This is a genomic window from Pseudoalteromonas sp. HL-AS1, assembly GCF_031198785.1.
GTDB lineage: Bacteria > Pseudomonadota > Gammaproteobacteria > Enterobacterales > Alteromonadaceae > Pseudoalteromonas > Pseudoalteromonas distincta.
This window is the reverse complement of record NZ_CP133569.1, coordinates 1890668-1912609: the sequence shown is the minus strand read 5'-3', so window position 1 is coordinate 1912609 and position 21942 is coordinate 1890668. Positions and strand designations below refer to the sequence as shown.

The 21942-nt window shown below is 37.5% G+C and carries 20 protein-coding genes; 16 read left to right on the top strand and 4 right to left on the bottom strand.

Annotation, left to right across the window (positions count from 1 at the left end; genetic code table 11):
* Positions 1-49 precede the first annotated feature (49 nt).
* The 6 genes from pyrD (at position 50) to RB214_RS08920 (ending at position 7836) form a co-directional block, all read left to right on the top strand.
* On the top strand, positions 50-1060 hold the full coding sequence (gene pyrD, locus RB214_RS08945; protein ID WP_309166183.1) for a quinone-dependent dihydroorotate dehydrogenase: 1011 nt from the start codon (positions 50-52) through the stop codon (positions 1058-1060).
* A 117-nt stretch (positions 1061-1177) separates the two neighbouring features.
* Complete coding sequence (locus RB214_RS08940) at positions 1178-1708, top strand: cell division protein ZapC (protein WP_309166180.1); 531 nt, start codon at positions 1178-1180, stop codon at positions 1706-1708.
* A gap of 92 nt (positions 1709-1800) precedes the next feature.
* Complete coding sequence (rlmKL, locus tag RB214_RS08935) at positions 1801-3918, top strand: bifunctional 23S rRNA (guanine(2069)-N(7))-methyltransferase RlmK/23S rRNA (guanine(2445)-N(2))-methyltransferase RlmL (protein ID WP_138489126.1); 2118 nt, start codon at positions 1801-1803, stop codon at positions 3916-3918.
* Positions 3911-4150, top strand: coding sequence for a glutaredoxin family protein (locus RB214_RS08930; protein ID WP_002961779.1), 240 nt, complete (start codon positions 3911-3913; stop codon positions 4148-4150). The genes rlmKL and RB214_RS08930 overlap by 8 nt, the downstream gene beginning before the upstream one ends.
* A gap of 15 nt (positions 4151-4165) precedes the next feature.
* Positions 4166-6079: an ABC transporter ATP-binding protein gene (locus RB214_RS08925; RefSeq protein WP_002961781.1), complete on the top strand. Its 1914-nt coding sequence runs from the start codon at positions 4166-4168 to the stop codon at positions 6077-6079.
* A gap of 11 nt (positions 6080-6090) precedes the next feature.
* Entirely contained in the window at positions 6091-7836 is a 1746-nt protein-coding gene (locus tag RB214_RS08920; RefSeq protein WP_309166175.1) for a DUF3466 family protein, read from the top strand.
* A gap of 102 nt (positions 7837-7938) precedes the next feature.
* Here the strand turns inward: RB214_RS08920 and RB214_RS08915 are convergent, their stop codons facing one another.
* A complete protein-coding gene (locus RB214_RS08915; protein ID WP_024595571.1) occupies positions 7939-8445 on the bottom strand; it encodes a DUF2062 domain-containing protein in 507 nt (168 codons plus the stop codon).
* Here RB214_RS08915 and RB214_RS08910 point away from each other — a divergent pair.
* The 7 genes from RB214_RS08910 to tcdA are packed head-to-tail and all read left to right on the top strand — an operon-like array spanning position 8425 to position 15886.
* Positions 8425-10692, top strand: a complete 2268-nt coding sequence (locus tag RB214_RS08910) for a DNA internalization-related competence protein ComEC/Rec2 (RefSeq protein ID WP_309166172.1) — start codon at positions 8425-8427, stop codon at positions 10690-10692. The genes RB214_RS08915 and RB214_RS08910 overlap by 21 nt on opposite strands.
* A gap of 60 nt (positions 10693-10752) precedes the next feature.
* Positions 10753-12498: a lipid A export permease/ATP-binding protein MsbA gene (msbA, locus tag RB214_RS08905; RefSeq protein ID WP_149602576.1), complete on the top strand. Its 1746-nt coding sequence runs from the start codon at positions 10753-10755 to the stop codon at positions 12496-12498.
* Positions 12495-13475 (top strand): tetraacyldisaccharide 4'-kinase, encoded by a 981-nt coding sequence (gene lpxK, locus RB214_RS08900; protein WP_309166169.1) that lies wholly within the window; start codon positions 12495-12497, stop codon positions 13473-13475. The genes msbA and lpxK overlap by 4 nt, the downstream gene beginning before the upstream one ends.
* The gene (locus RB214_RS08895; RefSeq protein WP_002961789.1) at positions 13465-13662 is read left to right on the top strand and encodes a Trm112 family protein; all 198 of its coding nucleotides are present in this window, start codon (positions 13465-13467) and stop codon (positions 13660-13662) included. The genes lpxK and RB214_RS08895 overlap by 11 nt, the downstream gene beginning before the upstream one ends.
* Positions 13650-14411, top strand: a complete 762-nt coding sequence (kdsB, locus tag RB214_RS08890; RefSeq protein WP_002961791.1) for a 3-deoxy-manno-octulosonate cytidylyltransferase — start codon at positions 13650-13652, stop codon at positions 14409-14411. The genes RB214_RS08895 and kdsB overlap by 13 nt, the downstream gene beginning before the upstream one ends.
* Positions 14408-15088, top strand: a complete 681-nt coding sequence (locus RB214_RS08885) for a TIGR01621 family pseudouridine synthase (protein WP_002961792.1) — start codon at positions 14408-14410, stop codon at positions 15086-15088. Before kdsB ends, RB214_RS08885 begins: the two co-directional genes overlap by 4 nt.
* Complete coding sequence (gene tcdA / locus RB214_RS08880; RefSeq protein ID WP_101163776.1) at positions 15089-15886, top strand: tRNA cyclic N6-threonylcarbamoyladenosine(37) synthase TcdA; 798 nt, start codon at positions 15089-15091, stop codon at positions 15884-15886.
* A gap of 66 nt (positions 15887-15952) precedes the next feature.
* Here tcdA and RB214_RS08875 read toward each other — a convergent pair whose 3' ends face one another.
* From RB214_RS08875 to RB214_RS08865, 3 genes are all read right to left on the bottom strand, one after another.
* Positions 15953-16369: a SufE family protein gene (locus RB214_RS08875; RefSeq protein ID WP_309166162.1), complete on the bottom strand. Its 417-nt coding sequence runs from the start codon at positions 16367-16369 to the stop codon at positions 15953-15955.
* A gap of 33 nt (positions 16370-16402) precedes the next feature.
* A complete protein-coding gene (locus RB214_RS08870; protein ID WP_309166159.1) occupies positions 16403-17629 on the bottom strand; it encodes a SufS family cysteine desulfurase in 1227 nt (408 codons plus the stop codon).
* Between the two features lie 114 nt (positions 17630-17743).
* A complete protein-coding gene (locus RB214_RS08865; RefSeq protein ID WP_002961796.1) occupies positions 17744-19030 on the bottom strand; it encodes a citrate synthase in 1287 nt (428 codons plus the stop codon).
* Between the two features lie 420 nt (positions 19031-19450).
* On the opposite strand from RB214_RS08865, the gene sdhC reads away from it, so the two are divergent.
* The 3 genes from sdhC to sdhA are packed head-to-tail and all read left to right on the top strand — an operon-like array spanning position 19451 to position 21939.
* Positions 19451-19828: a succinate dehydrogenase, cytochrome b556 subunit gene (sdhC, locus tag RB214_RS08860; RefSeq protein WP_122975019.1), complete on the top strand. Its 378-nt coding sequence runs from the start codon at positions 19451-19453 to the stop codon at positions 19826-19828.
* Positions 19819-20166, top strand: a complete 348-nt coding sequence (gene sdhD / locus RB214_RS08855; RefSeq protein WP_002961798.1) for a succinate dehydrogenase, hydrophobic membrane anchor protein — start codon at positions 19819-19821, stop codon at positions 20164-20166. The genes sdhC and sdhD overlap by 10 nt, the downstream gene beginning before the upstream one ends.
* Positions 20167-21939, top strand: a complete 1773-nt coding sequence (gene sdhA, locus RB214_RS08850; protein ID WP_309166154.1) for a succinate dehydrogenase flavoprotein subunit — start codon at positions 20167-20169, stop codon at positions 21937-21939.
* Positions 21940-21942: the final 3 nt, after the last annotated feature.

Genomic DNA, 21942 nt, shown 5'->3' with positions numbered 1-21942 from the left:
CTTGTCTGAGGTATTTTTTTGTCTAAAATTTAAAAAGAGAATTATATTGATGTTTTATGATTTAGCTCGCCGTTTTATGTTTACCCGTGATGCGGAGTGGGCGCATGAGTTTGCACTTAATAATCTTCGTCGTTTTACCAATACACCTTTAAATTTAGCTTGGTCGCAAAATATTTCTGATAAGCCAGTCGATTTTTTGGGTCTGAAATTTAAAAACCCTGTAGGGCTAGCAGCTGGCCTTGATAAAAATGCGGAATGTATTGATGCATTCAGCCAAATGGGCTTTGGTTTTATTGAAGTTGGCACTATTACGCCGCGTGCTCAAGCTGGTAATGATAAACCTCGTATTTTTAGGTTGCCAGAATCAAACGCTATTATTAACCGTATGGGTTTTAATAATAAAGGCGTTGATAACTTAGTTGCAAATGTAAAAGCAGCAAAATACAGCGGCATACTCGGTATTAATATTGGTAAAAATAAAGATACGCCAAATGAACAAGGTAAAGATGACTATATTCATTGTATGCGTAAAGTATTTGAACATGCCTCATATATTACGGTAAATATTTCATCACCAAATACACCTGGCTTGCGTGATTTGCAATATGGCGCTGCACTTGATGATTTACTGCAAAGTCTTAAAAACGAACAGTTAGATTTAGTTGCAAAGCACAATAAACAAGTGCCTATGCTTGTAAAAATTGCACCGGATCTAGATCAAATTCAAATAGAGCAAGTAAGTGAGTCACTTTTAAATAATAAAATCGATGGTGTAATTGCCACCAACACCACGCTTGAGCGAGCTGCAGTTATGGGCCAGCTATATGCAGAAGAAGCCGGCGGCTTATCAGGTCACCCAGTTAGAATGCGTTCTACAGAGGTAGTGAGTGAATTGAAACGCTTAACACAAGGTAAGTTACCAATCATCGGAGTAGGCGGAATAGATGATGCGCAATCTGCAAAAGAAAAGCTCGATGCAGGCGCAAATTTAGTCCAGGTTTATACTGGGTTCATCTACAAAGGTCCACAATTGGTAAAGTCGATCGTTAACGGCTTATAAGGATCAGTTATCTAAGCTTTTGATCGTTCGATAAATGTTCTAAGCAAGCATTTTAAAAGTGGTCAAAAGCGGTTATACTGTGAGCAATAATTATTCAACATACCCAAGGAGGAGTAAATGTTACAAGCATCAAAGCAATGGCAGTGGATTACTTGTCCTAATAAAAATCGTTTGTTACTTGATTTAAATGACGACATGCAATTATGTACGCCCTATAAGTTAAGACAACTCACCGATTCTGTTTTTAAAAATCCACGTTTTAGTCTCGAAGATGCTGCATTTTATGAACAAGTTTATAACTATTTAGATGGGTTTGAATTGTGGTCTGCTGCTCAAATTTGTCAAATATCGCTAAATGCAACCGCTGTTAAGTATTATTTAAAACCCGTTTTATCAAAAAGCTGGTTTTTTGAAGAGTACACTGGAACAGAGCCTAGTGTCGAAGCAATAGTTAAATTAATATCTAAAGCGCAGACTGGCGATTTTTTAATTGTAGAGCATTGCCCTGATGCATCTATTTGCTTAAATTTAAGCGAAACCTTTAAATTAGACGAAAATTTATCTTTAGCACAATTTGAAGTAATCCGTATTTTGAATAATCGAGTTCACCCCATCCTAAATCAGCAATATCAAAGTCAAACCGCCTAACCAAATTTAAGTTTTTAAGCGTGTCTTTATGGCGTGTTTGTCGCCCAACCTATGTTATAATCCTGCGCAATTAGCTATTAAGGGTTATTACTTTGCAATTTATCGCACTTACTTCTATCGGAATCGAAAATTTATTGGTTGATGAACTAACAGAACTTGGCGCAACTGTGTCTAAGCAAACTGTTGGTTCTGTTCGTTTTGAGGCTGACTCATTACTGGCGCAAAAGGTTTGTTTATCAAGTCGTTTTGCAACGCGTGTGCTTATGCTTATTGAAGAAAAAGAAGGCGTAGATGACAAGAATAGCCTGTATAATTTTGCTCGCTCGCAACCTTGGCAAGAGTGGTTTGGACCAACTCAAACATTCGCTGTCGACTTCAACGGTACCAATGACTCATTAAAAAACACACAATTTTCGGGTCTTGTAATAAAAGATGCGATTGTTGACTACTTTAATGATTTATACGAGCAGCGTCCTAACGTTGATAAGCAAGATGCAAATGTGCGTGTTGTTGCACGATTAAATCGTTACGGCGTTTCTATGTATATTGATTATTCGGGCCCTCGTTTGTCTGAACGTGGTTACCGTCAAGGTCAAGGTAAAGCACCAATTAAAGAACATTTAGCTGCTGCATTAATTAAACGAAGTGGTTGGCTTGATAATGTAAAACAACCTTTATTCGATCCATGTTGTGGTGCAGGGACTATTTTAATCGAAGCTGCCGGCATGGCACGAAACGAAGCACCGGGATTATTTCGTGAAGGCTTTGCTTTTGAGCGTTTACCTAGTTTTAGAGCCGCTAAGTTTAAAGAACTTAAAGAAGAGTTACTTGCTAACATTACCGATCCTAAATTGTGGTTAATTGGCCACGATTACGATGAACAAGTTTTAAATAAAGCGATTGATAATGCCAAACGTGCTGAGCTTGATGATGTTATTAAGTTTAAGCAAAGTGATGCCACTAAACTTACTGCTGTTGCAAAATTACCGGGTGTTGTAATTTCAAACTTACCTTACGGTGAGCGTATTGGTTCTATGGCTGAGCTTGTTGATTTACACCGTAATTTAGGTGTTGGCTTTAAAAAGCACTTTAATCATTGGAAACTTGCCTTACTAGGTATGGACGAGAGCTTATTTAAACTTTTAAAACTTGTGCGCCTTAAGCGTTATAAGTTTAAAAATGGCCCACTTGATGTTGAACTTAACTTATATCAATTAGATGATAAGCAAGTAAGTTTGACCACCGATGATAAAAAAGCGCTTAACTTTGAAGGTTCTACGTCATTCGCAAATAGATTGAAAAAGAATAAGCAAGGCTTAAAAAACTGGCTTAAACAAAATAAAGTAGACGCTTATCGTGTTTATGAAGCGGATATCCCTGAGTACAATGTTGCTGTAGATATTTACGGTGATTCTGCGGTTATTTTTGAATATGCAGCGCCTAAAGAAATTGATGAAAAAACATCAGAAAAACGCCTGCAAGACGTAATAACGTTGACTTCGCAACAACTTGATATCTCACCTGAAAATATTGCTGTAAAAGTGCGTAAAAAGCAAAAGGGCGAAGAGCAGTATACGGCCATGTCTAAACAAAACCGAACTATGGTAGTTGAAGAGTTTGGTGCTAAGTTTAAAGTTAATTTATTTGACTACTTAGACACAGGTTTGTTTTTAGATCACCGTTTAATGCGTCGTTATATTCAAGAAAATGCGAAAGATAAACGCTTTTTAAACTTGTTTGCATACACAGGTACTGCCTCTGTGCATGCTGCACTTGGTGGCGCTAAAGCAATTACAACAGTTGATTTATCAAAAACCTATTTAAAATGGGGCCAAGATAACTTCGATTTAAACAATATCAGTAATACACGTTACCGTTTTGAACAAGCAGATTGTTTAAAGTGGTTAGAGCATGCGACAGCACAATATGATTTGATATTTTTAGACCCTCCAACGTTCTCAAACTCAAAACGTATGAAAGACGCGTTTGATGTGCAAAGCGATCATATTAAATTATTAACGTGGGTTAAAAAGATCTTAAGTCCATCAGGTACTTTGATTTTCTCTAATAACAAACGTGGTTTTGTAATGGATGAAGTTGGCCTGATTGGTTTAGGTTTAAAAGCCGTTAATATCTCAGATAAAACGCTATCACCAGACTTCAAACGTAATAAAAAAATCCATAATAGCTGGCTAATTACGCATGGCTAAATGGATTTTATATCATACTGATGGTTGCCACTTGTGCGAACAGGCTGAGCAACTTATCACTGATGTACTAAATGACAACAGTGAGTTATTACTAATCGATATTATGACTGATGAGCAGCTTATTGCTGAGTATCAAATTACTATTCCTGTATTAAAAAGTGAAAAAGGCGAGAAATTATATTGGCCTTTTACTTTACACTCTGTGCGCGAATTTTTAGCACAAGCAGAATAAGAGCAAATAAGAACTATGGATTTAATAAGAATTTTAAAAGCACAACTTGCTTTTGGTACACATGCTTTGCTTAACAAAGCAGACGCCGTTATAGAAAGTGGCGAAAGAGTGTGTGTAGTTGGTCGAAATGGCGCGGGCAAGTCAACGTTATTAAAAGTACTCGATGGACAAGTTGTTTTAGATGATGGTGAAATAAATCAGCTTGGTGGTATTCGAATTTCTCGTTTAGAGCAAGATCCACCAAAAGGTGCAAGCGGAACTGTATTTGATTACGTGGCACAGGGTATGCCAGAAATCGCTAACCTACTCATTGATTTTCATCATGTTAGCAACGAACTGCAAACACAATGTACTGATAAGTTATTAAATAAACTTGAACGTTTATCAAACCAACTTGAAGCCGCTGATGGTTGGCGTTTTGATAGCCGAATTCAATTAGTTTTGACACAATTAGAATTAACACCAGAGGCTAAGCTTGAGTCTCTTTCTGGTGGCTGGTTACGTAAAGTAGCACTTGCGCGTGCACTTGTAAGTGAGCCTGACTTATTATTACTAGATGAGCCAACAAACCATTTAGATATGGCAAGTGTAATGTGGCTTGAACAGTTTTTAAAAGAATTTAAAGGCGGCATTGTATTTATATCGCATGACCGTGCGTTTATTCGCGCTGTCGCTACGCGTATTTTAGATTTAGATCGCGGTAAACTTATTTCGTACCCAGGTGATTACGCGACTTATCTAGAGCAAAAAGCGCATGATTTAAAAGTAGAAGAAGCGCAAAATGCATTGTTTGATAAGCGTTTAGCTGAAGAAGAAACGTGGATTCGCCAGGGTGTTAAAGCGCGAAGAACGCGTAACGAAGGGCGTGTTCGAGAGCTAAAACAGCTACGTAATGAGCGCAAGCAACGTGTTGATCAAGTTGGAAAAACTGACTTTAATATTGAAACAGCTGATCGCTCAGGTAAGTTGGTATTTGAAGCTAAGAACCTTTGCCATGCATTTAAAGACAAAGTTATTGCTGATGATTTTTCGACACTTGTAATGCGTGGCGACAGAATTGGCTTAGTAGGGCCAAATGGTATTGGCAAAACAACACTATTAAAACTAATGTTTGGTGATTTAGAACCTGATAGTGGTATTACTAAGCAAGGTGTTAATTTAGAGTTTGCTTACTTTGACCAATACCGTGAAAAACTTGACGAAGAAGCAACTGTTCAAGATAACGTTGCCGAAGGTAAACAAGAAGTGATGATGGGCGGTCGTTCACGCCATGTCTTAGGTTACCTGCAAGACTTTTTATTCCCTCCAGCTCGCGCTCGAACCCCGGTTAAAGCACTCTCTGGTGGTGAAAAAAATAGACTGCTATTAGCTAAACTGTTTTTAAAACCATCTAATATACTTGTTCTCGATGAGCCAACGAATGACTTGGACATTGAAACGTTAGAGTTATTAGAGGACATTATTAATCAATATCAAGGTACAGTGCTGATTGTAAGCCATGACCGAGAATTTATTGATAATACATGTTCTAGTGTATGGGCATTTGAAGGCAATGGTAAAGTAACAGATATCGTCGGTGGTTATAGCGACTATGAAGCTTATGTAGGTTACTTAGCTGAACAAGAAAAAAAAATTCAGCAACAACCAGTAAAAAAAGTTGAAAAAGTAGCCGCTCCAGCTGCAAAACCAGCAGCTAAGACAAATAAACTCTCTTACAAATTAAAACTTGAATTAGAGCAACTACCGAATAAAATGGAAAAACTAGAAGCTGAAATTGAAGCTCAACAAGCTGTAGTGAGTGACGCAAACTTTTTTAAACAAGAGAGTGATGTAACAACTAAAGCATTGAACCATTTAGCACAACTTGAGTCTGACCTTGAAGCTGCCCTTGAGCGCTGGGAAGAACTTGAAGAATTACAGAATCAGTAGTAAGGACTAAAATGAAATATAAATTACTCGCTGCCAGTATTTTAGCGACATTAAGCACTTCAGCAACAAGTGCGACGTACCAGTTAAGTGAATTAGGGACTCTTGAAGACGCTAAATATTCTTATGTAACAGATGTAAGCGAAAGCGGGCATATTATTGGTTTCGCAAATGGTTTATACAATTTACCTATTGATACAAGCTATATAGATTTTACTGAAAACCTTATTGAAAATAGCTATGACAATACTGAGGCAGCATTTGAATTAAGTGATAAAGAGATTACCTTCACACTTGATGACATTGAAAATAATGATGCAGTACTGACTAATGCTGATGCACACACTTTCATGGTTAGTTTTTTATCTTCAATTTCTACAAATTTTGAATATCAAAAATTAAGCTCATTAGTAGGCATAAAATATAATGATACACAAATAACTGAGCAACCATTATTTGATATTGCATCTGTTGATTATGACGGACTAACACGTTCAACTACTAACCTTTTTAATGCTGTAACTGAAGATGGTGTTACAGTCGGTTGGGGAAGCGCCCCATACGATAAAGTATCTTTTACACCTGATGGTGAGGATGATGCAGAAACATGGTTTACTCATGAATTTATAGAGCGTGGGATTGTAATAAGCGCTGATGGCAGTGTAAGTGTTGAGTTAGAGCCTGAGTTTAATGAATATGGTGGTACAAGTCGTGCCAACGATATTATTAAAACTAACAGTGGTTATACCGTTGTAGGTAACATGTCTACAAGCATTCCAGATGACAGACAAGATAATATTGATGATAACTGTGATAATGAAGACGAACCAACGTCAGTATGTATCAATTTGTTAAATTCAAATATTTCACGAGGCTTATTTAATAAGCGCGCTGTTAAATGGGAACTTGATGAATCACTTAATATCACATCTGTTGAAGAGCTTGGTATGGCACTGACACCTGACGAAGGTGAAGCGGAAGATGACGCATTTACAAGTACTGCTCTAGCAGTGAACAACAACGGTACAATTGTAGGTTCATCAAATACGCGTTATTACAAAAATGATGATACGATTCTTACAATGCCAGTTTATTTTAAAGACGGTGCGGTTGTTGATTTTATTAATCAAGAAGATGACTGGCAGTCTGGTAAATCAATTGCTATTAATGATAACGATGTAATTACAGGTTATGCGACTAAACGTATTGAAGGTACTCTTCGTAATAAATTCTTTTACCATAATATAGCAACGGGTAGTACGGTTTTCCCTACTGATTACTTTTCAAGCTCAAGTTCTTACGGTAACGATATAAACAACCAAGGTTATATTGTAGGTGAAGGGGAAGTGGGTGTTTCTGATAGCTCGCGACTCAAAGAGGCCTTTATTTACAAAATTGGTGAAGACAAAATCACTAATCTAAACGATTTACTGCCTTGTTATGACACCGACGGTGAAACTGATTACGCTTATACTATGGTTGAAGCGACTGCTATCAACGAAAATAATGAAATATTTGGTACTGCGACTAAAACAGTTGAAAAGCTAGATTCATTGGGCGGTGTAGTAACTGATATTAATGGTGAAATTGAATATGAGAGTATTGCAATAGCAGTTAAACTAACGCCCATTGCAAATGGTGAAGTAGAAAGCTGTGCTCCAGTAGAAGCTGAAGTTTATGAGCGTAACTCTGCTAGCTTCCCTTGGTATACATTATTGTTATTACCACTGGTTGGCTTAAGGCGTGTATTTCGCTTTTAAAGTTTATTGATTATAAAAAAACCAACTTGATAAAGTTGGTTTTTTTTCGTCTATAATATTTTATTAGATTAGGATTGCAGCGATTATTTAGCTTTAACGCCACTAATTATTTCGTGATAACCATGCTTTTTTCACAGAGCGGCGCCAAATAATATCGATACCAAAATATCCTATAATTGATGCAATAGAAGCACATACTAGTGAACCTAATAAAAATGCAGGACCAATTGTTTCTATACTTTCTAAAAACCAAGACCAACTTGCTTCAAATACAAAGTGTTGTTCTGGCTGATTAAGTATTAACGTACCCACTAAGTATGAGCCATAAAAGATAGGTGGCATGGTTAATGGGTTTGTCAGCCATACTAAAGCAACTGATATGGGTAAATTAACCCTAAATAATATAGCACCTGCTGCGGCTAAAACCATTTGAAAAGGAACAGGGATGAAAGCAAAAAATAACCCGACCGCGAAGGCCCCTCGAGCTGAACGTCTATTTAAATGCCAAAGATTTGCGTCTTGCAAAAGTCGTCCAAATATTTTTAGTGATTTATGATGTCTAATTTTATTTGGATCAGGTAAAAATCTTTGGATAGTTTTTTTAGCCATTTAAAGCAACCATTTACATCAGTGTGGATAAGTCTTGGGTTTGTAATTGGCTGTGTAGCAACCGTGTTTTATTATCAAACTCTCGAATTTACAGTCTTCACAATTTTCATTGTAATAGTGAGCGCTTATTTTAAGCCGTTTTTAAACGTATTGTTAGGCTTTATTTGTGCAATTTGCTTTGTTGGTATGCATTTTTACCTTTTTTATAGTTTTGAAATACCAAAACCGAACGAAAAGTATGCACTTGATTCTACATTAGTTGTTGAAGAGATTATTTCTGATAAAAAACCTCAGTATATCAAAGCCAAAATAGTGGCATTAGACGGGAGTAGCTTTTCGAATTTTAGAGCACCCAAAGCAATGCTCAGTGTTAATTCTCCACAGCCTTTTACAGTCGGGGATGAATTCTCTGCATTAATCCATTTGAAATATTTTCGCAGTAATAAAAATTTTAATGTGTTTGATACTGAACGTTATGCATTTGTAAATAGAATATTATTTAAAGGCAAAGTGCTCAATAAAGAGCTTAATATAATACACAGCGATAAACAAAGCATCGTGCTAGATTATCAAAAATTCATCAAAAATACCTATACAAATACAAGATTGCAGTGGCTCTATTATGCATTACTCAGTGGTGATAAATCGTTAATGAGCTATACAGATAAACAATTAATGCAATCACTTGGGTTAAGTCATTTACTGGCTATATCGGGCTTACACATTGGTTTGATTTTTAGCTTTGGTTATTTATTCATTCGATTTATCTGTACGAAAATAAACTTTTCAATTGGTCAATCATTTAACCTTACACTTTACTACAGTTCGTTCGGTTTTATAGCTGCATTAGTTTACGTATATTTAAGTGACTTTTTAGTATCAGCAACGCGAGCGCTAATTATGCTGGGTTGTTATTTGTTACTTTATTTTCTTGCTAAGCAGCCGCTGCGATGGCGTAGTATTTTATTTGCCTTGGTTATAGTGCTTGCTGTTAACCCATTTAATTTACTTAATCCAGGTCTGTATTTTTCATTTTTAGCGGTCGCTATAATTTTTACTGTTATTAATAAATTACCAATATTAAATACACGAATAAAAAACAAAATTATTGCGTTATTTGTTATTCAAGTAGCATTGTTTATCGGTTTATTACCACTTTCACTTTATTTTTTTAATGGCGTGAGTATTGCGGGCCTAGTCATTAACTTAATTGCGATACCGTTTCTTTCCATCATTATTTTACCATTTTTGATTGTTTTTACATTACTGAGTACTTTTATAGATATAGGTAATTTAATACATTTGTTTGATACAGGGTTATATGCGTTATTTAAATTACTTTATGAAATACCCGAGTCGTTAAGATGGCTGACAACAGGAAGAATCGAGTTAATATTCGTCATTTTTACCTATATTACTATGTTGATGATTTACTTCCTCCCCTATAAATTGCTCTGTTTCATTCCTTTAACAGTACTTTTATTGAATAATCTTCTAAAAGAAAAGCCTAACTGGCAACTTCATGTGTTTGATGTTGGGCATGGTCTCATGGCATTAATTGAAAAAGATAACCAAGTGCTTATCTATGATTTTGGTCCAAGTTATTTTAATCGTTTTAGCCGTACGCGAAGTATTTTATTGCCTTATATAAAAGCAAATAATTTCACAGTAAAAACAGCGATTCTAAGTCATGAAGACAGCGATCACGCTGGAGGAATACAGCATTTTATTGAAGCTGGATTTGGGGAAACATTAAAGCAATTTCATCCTGAAAATACACTTAATGTGTGTGAAGTTCAAAATGTTGATTTTTTCGGTTTAAGAGTAGAAAGCTTTAGCACTAGAGGGTATGGAAATGAAAACGACGATTCATGCGTTGTTAGAGTATCGAGTAATACTCATAGTGTGTTATTTACAGGTGATATATCAAAATCCCGTGAAGCCTCTTTATTAGCGAATAATACACCGTTGAAAAGTACAGTCATGTTAAGCCCGCATCATGGCAGTGATACATCCTCAAGTGTTAATTTTATTAGTTATGTAGCCCCTAAAGTTGTGATTCATTCAAGTGCTTATAAAGGACAGTGGGAATTTCCCAAGCCCGTTGTTGTCGAGCGTTACAAAGCAATAAGCGCCGAGCAATTTACAACAGGCGTTGAAGGACAAATTAGTATTAAATTCTACTCAAACAATTTGGTCATAGAAACAGCAAGAGGGCAGGAAAGTTATTGGTTTATCAAAGATTGACGTTTAGTTTTATCTCATCGAAGGATACAATACAGGGAGTTACTGTATTTAGAGAGTGTTATGGATCAAAGTACTGCACAAATTTATAAACGTCTTGTCTCGTATGTTGGCGCATACAAAAGCGTCGCTTTTATCGCAATTGTTGGGATGATAGGCTATTCAGCAATGGATGCTTTATTCATTCAATTAATGAAGCCGTTTATTGATCAAGGTTTAAACCAGCGAAATACAGAAGTTTTAAAGTACGCTCCTTTTGTCGTTATCGCGTTAGTACTGGGGCGTGGTGTTTTTAACTTTATGTCTTCGTACTGTTTAAGTTATGTGGGCTCTCAAGTTGTACGCTCTTTACGCCAAGAGTTATTTGAGCACATATTGCATTTACCCGTTTCTTTTCATGACAAAAACTCTACAGGCGATTTAATTTCAAAAATCACTTTTGATACAGAGCAAGTTCAACAAGCAATTACTAAAGCGTTACTTATTGTTGTACGTGAAGGGGCCTTTGTTGTCTTTTTACTTGGTGTAATGTTTTATACCAGTTGGAAGCTCTCACTTATATTTTTAGTCATCATCCCTCTCGTTGCCATTATTGTAGCGGTTGTATCGAAACGTTTTCGCCATATTTCTAAAAGTATTCAATCAGCTATGGGGCAGGTTACACGTAGCTCTGAACAAATGCTTAGCGGACATAAAGTTATTCATGGATTTGGCGGACAAGACCAAGAAATAAACCATTTCTCAAAGATTAATAATCATAATCGCCAGCAGCGCATTAAAATGGATGCGACAAAAGCTTTAAGTGTATCAATTATTCAAATATTAGCAGCAAGTGCTATGGCTGTTATTTTATGGGCTGTATCTCTTCCATCAATGATTGATACGATTACCTCAGGTGACTTCATGGCATTAATTGCCTCAATGATGATGTTATTGCGACCGCTAAAACAACTCGCCAATGTTAATAGTGATATGCAGCGTGGTATATCTGCCGCGCAAAGTATTTTTTTAGTTTTAGATGAAGAAATGGAAAAAGATACTGGCACCGTTTCAGTCGATAAAGTTAAAGGGTTAATTGAAGTTAAAAATGTAACCTTTAAGTACCCAACAAAAGATGAAGCCGTATTAAATGATTTGTCGCTAACGATTAAAGCGGGTGAAAGTATTGCCTTAGTAGGGCGCTCAGGCTCGGGTAAATCAACAATTTCTAATTTATTACCACGCTACTATGACTTAGAGTTACCGAGTGAAATATTACTTGATGGTATAGCCCTGCAGGATTATAAATTAACAGATTTGCGTCGCCAATTTGCTTTAGTGTCTCAACAAGTCGTGTTATTTAACGATACGATTGCTAATAATATTTGTTATGGCATAAAGCATGATGTGTCTGAGGAAGAATTAGAGCAAGTTGCTAAACAAGCGCATGTTTGGGAGTTTGTTAAAGACTTGCCAGAGCAATTAAACACCATGGTAGGTGAAAATGGCGTAATGCTCTCCGGCGGTCAACGCCAGCGTATAGCGATAGCACGTGCAATATTAAAAGACGCACCTATTTTGATTTTAGACGAAGCAACATCAGCACTTGATACCGAATCTGAAAAGCTTATTCAGCAAGCATTAGAAACGCTAATGAAAGATAAAACCTCAATTGTTATTGCGCATCGCTTATCTACAATCGAAAACAGTGACCGAATCTATGTTATTGATAATGGTCGTGTAATAGAAAGTGGCGATCACAATAGCTTATTAGCAAATGACGGTACTTATTCAGCCCTTTGCAAAATGCAGTTTGGTGATCAGGCGTGAGTAAAATAGAACAAAGCTGGTATAAACCATTTGGTCTAATTACTTTACTGTTATTACCATTAAGTGCTTTGTTTTGGGTTTTATCGTCATTTCGAAAATACTTATACAGCGCTAAAATACTTAAACCTTTTGAGTGCAAAACGCCTGTAATTGTAGTTGGCAATATAAGTGTTGGCGGTAATGGTAAAACGCCTTTTGTTTTGTGGCTGTATGGTCATTTAACACAGCAAGGTTTATCAGTAGGAATTATTAGTAGAGGATATGGCGGGCAATCAGAAAATTACCCACTGTTAGTTACTGAGCTTGTAGATGCTCAGCAGGCTGGAGATGAGCCCGTACTTTTATACCATCGTTTAAAGTGCCCAATAGCGGTTGGGCCTAATAGACAGCACAATATCGATTTATTAGAAAATAATTATACACTCGATGTTATTATTTCTGATGATGGAATGCAGCATTATAAAATGCCTCGTAGCATTGAGTGTTGTATTGTTGATAGTGAGCGTCGTTTTGGTAATGGCTTTGTTATGCCAGCAGGGCCACTTCGTGAAACAACTAAACGATTGCAAAGTGTTGATATAGTAATTGAAAATGGTGGTGAGGCTAATAGTAGCTACACATTACAAGTAAGTAATCTTCGCTTGGTTAATTCAAGCGATTATGCAAAAAGTAACGTAAGTGAAGCACATGCAATAAGTGCAATTGGGAACCCTAGACGGTTTGAAAACTCATTAGAAGCACAAGATATTACGTTATTATCGACTCATCATTTTAGAGATCATTATGCTTATACAGTAGATGATTTTGCCCAATTTGGTGATGATTGCATTATAATGACCGAAAAAGATGCCGTTAAATGTAAGTCCTTTGCAAAGCCTAATTGGTATTATTTACCAGTAGATGCACAACCTACCGATAGCGTAATAAACACATTAAATTCAATATTAAAAGAAAAAGGAATACTCAATGGCCTTTGATACAAAATTACTCGAGATAATTGCGTGCCCTGTTTGTAAGGGAAAATTACGCTTTGACAGAGAAAACAACGAACTAATTAGCACAGCAGCTAAGCTTGCTTATCCTGTTCAAGACGATATTCCAGTATTACTTGAAAATGAAGCACGTGAGTTATCTTTAGAAGAGGTTGAAAAGTGGAATTCGTAGTTGTAATTCCTGCTCGTTTTGCATCGACCCGACTACCAGGTAAACCGCTTGCTGATATTTGTGGCAAGCCAATGGTTCAACACGTTTACGAAAAAGCATGTTTATCAGGTGCTAGTAAAGTAGTTATAGCAACCGATCATCAAAAAGTATTTGATGCAGTAAGTATGTTTACTAATGATGTAGTAATGACGCGTGAAGATCACCAGTCGGGTACTGAACGATTAGCTGAAGTGGTTGATTTGCTTAAACTTGATAGCAATACAATTGTGGTTAATGTACAAGGCGATGAGCCATTACTTGCACCAGAAAACGTATCTCAAGTTGCTGCACTATTAAGTGATTCAACAGCACCAATGGCAACGTTAAGTGTTGCTATTGAAGAACGTGATGAAGTATTTAATCCTAATGCCGTTAAAGTGGTTAGCGATATAAATAAAAATGCCCTGTATTTCTCTCGTGCAAGTATACCGTTTGATAGAAATACGATGATGGGTGATAGCACTGCCCTTAATTTAGCCCCGTTTCAACGCCATGTAGGTATTTATGCGTACAGAGCGGGTTTTATTAAACAATACATAGAGCTGAGTGTATCACCACTAGAATTACTTGAATCACTTGAGCAGTTACGTGTTTTGTATCACGGTTATAAAATTAAAATAGAACAAGCTCAAATAGCCCCTCATGCAGGTGTAGATACGCCTGATGACTTAGCTAAAGTGATAGCGCATATTAAAAGTAAAAACGTGTGAGTGAGCAAGTAAGTAAGATATTAAAAGTTGTTTATACACATAACGACTTTTATATTTTAGAAAAGCCAGCGGGTCTTAATTTTCATTCTGAAGAGGGACCCGGCTTTGTTGTTTTAGCCGAACAACAATTATCACAAAAGCTTTATGCCGTTCATCGTTTAGATAAAGTGACATCAGGGCTGATTATTTTAGCGCGAAACAAAGCCGCTGCGGCCACCTTTACTGTTATGTTTACTGAGCATGCAATTGCTAAATTTTATTTAGCGATTAGTGATGCTAAACCAAAAAAGAAGCAGGGGTGGATAAAAGGCGATATGGCTAAGTCTCGCCGTGGCTCGTTTAAGTTACTAACGAGTACACTTAACCCTGCAATCACCCGATTCTATTCTCTGAGTTATAAGCCAGGGTTTAGAGGGTATATTTTAAAGCCTTACTCTGGTAAAACACATCAACTAAGAGTGGCACTAAAAAGTGTGGGTGCAGCTATTTTAGGCGATGCAATGTATTCAGGCTCGCTATCAAATCGTACCTATTTACATGCATATGCATTGAGCTTTTTATGGCAAAGTGAACAAATACAGCTAACTTTATTACCCGATAATGGTGATGAGTATTTGGCGTTAATTAAACATCAAGATTTTCAAGCATGGCAATCACCATGGCAACTGGATTGGTAAATGAGCGAAAAAGTTACAGATATACGTTTTGGTGGTATTAAACGTTTATATGGTCATCAACAGTTTGATTGGCTTCAAGAAGCACATTTTTGTGTAGTAGGTATTGGTGGTGTAGGAAGTTGGACAGCAGAAGCACTTGCACGTACTGGTGTTGGTAAAATAACATTGATTGATTTGGATGATATTTGCGCCACTAACGTCAATAGACAAATTCACGCGTTAACGGGCACTATTGGTCAAGCTAAAGTCGATGCAATGAAAGCGCGCTGCGAGCTCATTAATCCACAGTGCCAAATTAATGTAATAGATGACTTTATTACGCTTGATAATATTCAAGAGCATATTCAAGGTTTTGATTATGTAATTGATTGTATTGATGCAGTTAAAGAAAAAGCAGCATTAATTGCTCACTGTAAACGTAATAAACTACCTATAATTACAACTGGTGGTGCTGGCGGGCAAACAGATCCTAGCCAAATAACTTTTGGTGATGTAGCTAAAACTACGCAAGACCCATTACTTGCAAAGGTGCGCTATATTTTGCGCAAGCAATATAATTTTAGTAATAATCCTAAACGTAAGTTTAATATTGATTGTGTTTACTCAACAGAGCAATTGGTTTACCCAGGAAGCGATGGCAGCGTATGTCATGCTAAGCAAAGTGCTGATGGCACGATGAATATGGACTGTAATAATGGTTTTGGCTCTGTGACTATGATCACAGGAAGCTTTGGATTTTTTGTTGCTGCTAAAGCTGTACGTAAATACTTAGATAAAAAACAACGCTCACAAGCCTAGGCTCTGCCTTGCCTAAATACCAAACAGACTGCTGCAATTTAACCTTGAAAGATCAACAGACCTCGGTTATTTAAGCTTGTGTTGTGCCATGGTTTGAATTTTTTCAACCATGGCTTTAATACCATTACCACGTGATGCGCTTAAGTGGCTAATAAGGCCTAGCTTTTCAAATTCTTCATACGCATTTTTATTCACTACCTGTTCTGGTGTAAGCCCGTTATAAAGCGCTAAAATAATAGCTAATAATCCTTTTACTATACGAGTATCAGAGTCACCTATTACAACAAGTGTATTTTCGGTTAAGTCAAATTCAACGAACATCCATACTTTGCTTTCACAACCAGAGACAAGGGCGTCATCAGTTTTTAAAACATCAGCTAAAGCCGGTAACGTTTTTCCTAAAAGCATTATTTCACGATATTTTTGCTGCCAAGCAGGTGCATTTTTTATAGATTCTGTGACTTTGTTAAACGTATTTGTCATGAGTTATCCTAATTAATTCTATTAAACTGGTGTTCAATCTAATAAAGCGATACATTTTTTAAGTGAATCAATGAATATATCTACATCTTTGTAGGTATTATAAAAAGAAAAACTCGCTCTTAACGTTCCATTAAGCCCTAAATGTGTCATTAACGGTTGTGTACAATGGTGTCCGCTTCTGACTGCAACCCCATATCCGTCAAGTAAAGTTGCCAAATCATAAGGATGTTCATCTTTAAAATTAAAACAGAGTGTACCAATATTGTCAGATAGGTTGCTGAATATGGTAATGCCATCCACCTTTACCAATTTTTGCGCCGCGTAACTAAACAATTCTTGTTCATATTGCTGTATTTGCACGTGATCTAATTCATTTAAATAGTCTAATGCGGCACCAAAGCCTAAAACTCCAGAAATATTTGGTGTGCCAGTTTCAAATTTTGCAGGCGCAGGGCGATAAGTGCTATGAGTTAAGTAAACTTTATCGATCATTTCACCGCCGGATTGGTAAATATCTAGCGTATTTAGCTCTTCATATTGGCCATAAAGTACACCTAAGCCTGTTGGACCGAGCATTTTATGGCTTGAGCAAACATAAAAGTCACAGTTTAATTCACGTAAATCGGGTTTTAAATGCAGTGCACCTTGGGCTCCGTCCACTAAAACAAGCGAATTCACCTCTTTTGCAGCTACAATTAGTGGCTTTAAATCAGTGATATTACCCAGTGTGTTCGATGCTTGTGTAATAGCTAATAAGGCAGGTTTTGTTTCTTTTATAAATTTACAGCATTGTTGTATGTTTAGCGTGCCGTTATTATTAAGCGGCAGAGAGACTAATTTAGCTCCCGTCTGTTGGCTTACTAGTTGCCAAGGCACTATGTTTGCGTGATGCTCAAGCGGAGATATCATTATGGTATGACTTTCATCTAAACGCTTTTTTAAGCCGTTAGCGACCAAATTTATGGCTTCTGTAGCACCTTTAGTCCATACAATCTCTTTACTTAAGACATTAAAAAACCTTGCAGTTTTATCCCGGACTTGTTCATAAGAATAAGTGGCCTGTTCGCTAAGTGTATGGCGTCCACGGTGTACATTTGCATTTTGAGACGTATAAAACTCAGTAATTGTATCTATAACTGATTGAGGCTTTTGTGAGGTTGCTGCTGAGTCTAAATAAACAAGCGGGCAGCCGTTTATTGTTTGATTTAATGTCGGGAAGTCTTTTCTAATTTTATTTATATCAAACTTTAAAGTAGGCATAGCTCATCTACATAGTGTTTTTAAGGCAGGGATTGTAATCGGTTTATGATAATTCTCAAGTGCTGTTAATAAAAAAGGCCGCTAAATGCGGCCTTTTAAACTAACCAGCGTCAATTAACGCTTGTCAGTTGATACGTAATCACGTTGAGTGTAACCAGTATACATTTGGCGAGGACGGCTGATCTTATGACCAGGTTGAGATAGCATCTCATCCCAGTGAGTGATCCAACCAACAGTACGTGCCATTGCAAAAATTACAGTGAACATGCTTGTTGGAATACCAATCGCTTTTAAGATAATACCAGAGTAGAAATCTACGTTAGGGTATAGTTTCTTCTCTACAAAGTAAGGGTCTTCAAGGGCAATTTGCTCAAGCTTCATAGCAATATCAAGAAGTGGATCTTGGATATTAAGCTCAGCTAAAACTTCATGACACGTTTGACGCATTACTGTAGCACGTGGGTCGAAGTTTTTGTAAACGCGGTGACCAAAGCCCATAAGGCGGAATGGGTCAGCTTTGTCTTTAGCTTTAGCAACGTATTCATCAATACGGTCCACAGAGCCAATCTCTTCTAACATGTTTAAACATGCTTCGTTAGCGCCGCCGTGAGCAGGTCCCCATAAAGAAGCAATACCAGCTGCAATACATGCATACGGGTTAGCACCTGATGAACCAGCAAGACGAACTGTTGAAGTCGATGCATTTTGCTCATGATCTGCATGAAGCATAAAGATTTTATCCATAGCTTTAGCAGTTACAGGGTTAACTTTATATTCTTCAGCAGGTACAGAGAACATCATGTGTAAGAAGTTTTCTGCGTAGCTTAAATCGTTACGTGGGTATACAAACGGTTGGCCGATGTTTGTTTTATAAGCCATTGCAGCAATAGTTGGTAACTTAGCAACTAGCTTAACTGCGCTTGTTTTACGTTGTTCTGCATCAGTAATATCAAGGTCTTCATGATAAAAAGATGATAACGCACCCACTACGCCACAAAGCATTGCCATTGGGTGAGCGTCAAAGCGGAAACCTTGGAAAAAGTTAGCAATCTTCTCGTCAAGCATAGTGCTTGTAGTGATTTCATTCTTAAAAACTTCATATTGTTCTTTAGAAGGTAACTCACCATTTAAAAGTAAGTAGCAAAGCTCAATATAGTTAGAATCTTCAGCTAATTGCTCAATTGGGTAACCACGGTGAAGTAGTACACCTTTACCACCATCAATATAGGTGATTGCAGATTCACAAGAACCAGTCGACATGAAACCTGGGTCATAAGTAAAGTGACCATGTGAACCTAACGTACGTACGTCGATTACATCTTGGCCAGCAGTGCCTTGATAAATTGGAAGTTCGATTGGATCTAGTCCATCAATATGGACTGTGGCTTTTTTATCTGCCATCGCTATGTATCTCCTATTAAGATATCTATTCTGATTTTTAGATTTTAAAGTTCTGAAATCTGTTTTAAGCACATCTTCGCATTTTAACGTGAAAGAGGGGGTTAAAGTCAATTTTTATAAACATTATGCATATATGTATAATAAATATTCGGTATTAATTAAATATAATACTATTGGCTAATTCGCAAACATCTCTAAATAAACAAGAATTGTAAAAAGTCCTGTGGGTATATATACTAACAGTGGTTTTAAACCGTATTGTATTTGGGTAAACATATTCTTAACAGCTTAAAATTTACTGTTTTGTGAACTTTAACTATTTTGATACGTTTATTCTGATAGTTCCATCAGTAATATTTGGTGGGTTTTTAGAAAAACAAGTAGATGAGCTCCACTGTGAGCAAAGATGGGCAAGTAACTGTGAAAAAGCAAAGACCTGTAAATCTAGATCTAACAACTATATCTATGCCGGCAACGGCTAAAGCTTCAATTTTTCACCGCGTCACCGGTGTTGCATTGTTTTTTGCTTTAACGTTTGTCATTTGGGCTTGGTCTGAGTCTCTCTCTTCAGCTGAAGGTTTTGAATTCGTCAAGGGTCTGTTTAACGGATTCATTGCCAAATTTATAGCTTGGGGCACTGTTTCTGTATTAGGTTATCACCTTATTGGTGGCATCCGTCATATGATTATGGATATGGGACATTGGGAAGAACTTGAATCAGGTAACCTCAGCGCTAAAGTATCAATGGCTCTTGGTGTTGTGTTTGCCGTATTGGCAGGGGTGTGGATATGGTTTTAAATCAAGCAACTCTAAAACGTGATGGTGTACAAGATTTCGTATCTTTACGTACCACGGCATTAATAATCAGCGCGTACGCGATTTTTATTATCGGCTATTTTTTAGCGACGCCAGAAGTCACTTTCGAAGCCTGGACAGGCCTCTTCTCTAACCTAGCAATGAAAGGGTTTACTTTAATTACCCTTATTTGCATTATGGTTCATACCCGCATTGGCCTTTGGCAAGTTCTTACAGACTATGTTAAGTGTTCGAAGTTGCGTGCTGTTTTAGGTTTTGTTTTAAACCTAATGGCCGTTGCTTACGTAGCTATTGGTCTAATCGTTTTATGGGGTGTTTAAGTGAAATATTCTGTTCGTGAATTTGACGCCGTAGTAATTGGTGCAGGTGGTGCTGGTATGCGCGCTGCTTTAGCAATTACAGAATCTGGCAAAACGTGTGCATTAATATCTAAAGTATTTCCAACGCGCTCACACACTGTATCTGCTCAAGGTGGTATTACAGTAGCGCTAGGTAATTCACACGAAGACAACTGGGAATGGCATATGTACGATACCGTTAAGGGTTCCGATTTTATCGGCGACCAAGACGCTATTGAATACATGTGTCAAACTGGCCCAGAAGCTATTACTGAATTAGAAAACATGGGACTACCATTTTCTCGTTTTGAAAATGGCCGTGTTTACCAACGTCCTTTCGGTGGTCAATCGAAAAACTTTGGTGGTGAACAAGCTGCACGTACTGCCGCTGCTGCTGACCGTACTGGTCATGCTTTACTTCATCTTCTATATCAACAAAACGTTAAAAACAAAACAAATGTATTCTCTGAGTGGTATGCACTTGACTTAGTTAAAAACGACAATGGCGATGTAGTAGGGTGTACAGCAATTGAGATTGAAACAGGTGAAATCACTTTCTTCAAATCTAAAGCAGTTGTATTAGCCACTGGTGGTGCAGGTCGTATATTCGCATCAACAACAAATGCTCACATTAACACCGGCGACGGTGTTGGTATGGCAACACGCGCTGGTATTTCTATGCAAGACATGGAAATGTGGCAGTTCCACCCAACGGGTATTGCAGGTGCTGGTACGCTAGTAACTGAAGGTTGTCGTGGTGAAGGCGGTTATCTTTTAAATAAAGATGGCGAGCGCTTCATGGAACGTTACGCACCAAACGCAAAAGACTTAGCGTCTCGCGATGTTGTTGCGCGTTCAATGATGACTGAAATCCGTGAAGGTCGTGGTTGTGATGGTCCTTGGGGTCCTCATATCAAGCTGAAACTTGACCATTTAGGTGAAGAAACGCTTAACCTACGTCTTCCTGGCGTATGTGACCTAGCTAAAACTTTCGCTCACGTTGATCCAGCTAAAGAACCAATTCCAGTAATTCCTACTTGTCATTATATGATGGGTGGTGTTCCTACTAACGTAAATGGACAAGCACTACAAATCGATGCTCAAGGCAACGAAAAAGTAGTTGAAGGTTTATTTGCTGTTGGTGAGATTGCATGTGTATCTGTACACGGTGCAAACCGCTTAGGTGGTAACTCATTACTAGATTTAGTTGTATTTGGCCGTGCTGCTGGTAACTTCTTAGGTAAATACCTTAAAGATGTTGAAGTGTCAAAAGCGGCTTCAGAGTCAGATTTAGAAGCGTCTCTTGCACGTTACAACCGTTGGGAAAATTCAACGGCTGGCCAAGGTGAAGATCCAGTTCAAATCAAAAAAGATCTACAGCAATGTATGCAGCTTAACTTCTCGGTATTCCGTGAAGGCGATTCAATGGCTTCAGGTCTTCAAGAACTTAAAGAAATTCGTGAACGTCTGCAACATGCTCGTCTTGATGATAAATCATCAGACTTCAATACGCAGCGTATCGAATGTCTTGAACTAGGTAACTTAATGGAAACAGCTTACTCAACTGCAGTAGCTGCAAACTTCCGTACAGAAAGCCGTGGTGCACATTCTCGCTTTGACTACCCAGATCGTGATGACGAAAACTGGTTATGTCACTCAGTATTCAATCCTGTAACGGATGAAATGAGTAAGCGTGATGTAAACTATGCGCCTAAAACGCGTGAAGCTTTCCCACCTAAAGCACGTGTTTACTAGGAG

What these genes read in the sequence shown, in the direction of transcription:
- pyrD (WP_309166183.1), top strand. Translation starts at nt 50, where the DNA reads ATGTTTTATGATTTAGCTCGCCGTTTTATGTTTACCCGTGATGCGGAG.
- RB214_RS08940 (WP_309166180.1), top strand. Translation starts at nt 1,178, where the DNA reads ATGTTACAAGCATCAAAGCAATGGCAGTGGATTACTTGTCCTAATAAA.
- RB214_RS08930 (WP_002961779.1), top strand. Translation starts at nt 3,911, where the DNA reads ATGGCTAAATGGATTTTATATCATACTGATGGTTGCCACTTGTGCGAA.
- RB214_RS08925 (WP_002961781.1), top strand. Translation starts at nt 4,166, where the DNA reads ATGGATTTAATAAGAATTTTAAAAGCACAACTTGCTTTTGGTACACAT.
- RB214_RS08920 (WP_309166175.1), top strand. Translation starts at nt 6,091, where the DNA reads ATGAAATATAAATTACTCGCTGCCAGTATTTTAGCGACATTAAGCACT.
- RB214_RS08915 (WP_024595571.1), bottom strand. Translation starts at nt 8,445, where the DNA reads ATGGCTAAAAAAACTATCCAAAGATTTTTACCTGATCCAAATAAAATT.
- msbA (WP_149602576.1), top strand. Translation starts at nt 10,753, where the DNA reads ATGGATCAAAGTACTGCACAAATTTATAAACGTCTTGTCTCGTATGTT.
- RB214_RS08895 (WP_002961789.1), top strand. Translation starts at nt 13,465, where the DNA reads ATGGCCTTTGATACAAAATTACTCGAGATAATTGCGTGCCCTGTTTGT.
- tcdA (WP_101163776.1), top strand. Translation starts at nt 15,089, where the DNA reads ATGAGCGAAAAAGTTACAGATATACGTTTTGGTGGTATTAAACGTTTA.
- RB214_RS08875 (WP_309166162.1), bottom strand. Translation starts at nt 16,369, where the DNA reads ATGACAAATACGTTTAACAAAGTCACAGAATCTATAAAAAATGCACCT.
- RB214_RS08870 (WP_309166159.1), bottom strand. Translation starts at nt 17,629, where the DNA reads ATGCCTACTTTAAAGTTTGATATAAATAAAATTAGAAAAGACTTCCCG.
- RB214_RS08865 (WP_002961796.1), bottom strand. Translation starts at nt 19,030, where the DNA reads ATGGCAGATAAAAAAGCCACAGTCCATATTGATGGACTAGATCCAATC.
- sdhD (WP_002961798.1), top strand. Translation starts at nt 19,819, where the DNA reads ATGGTTTTAAATCAAGCAACTCTAAAACGTGATGGTGTACAAGATTTC.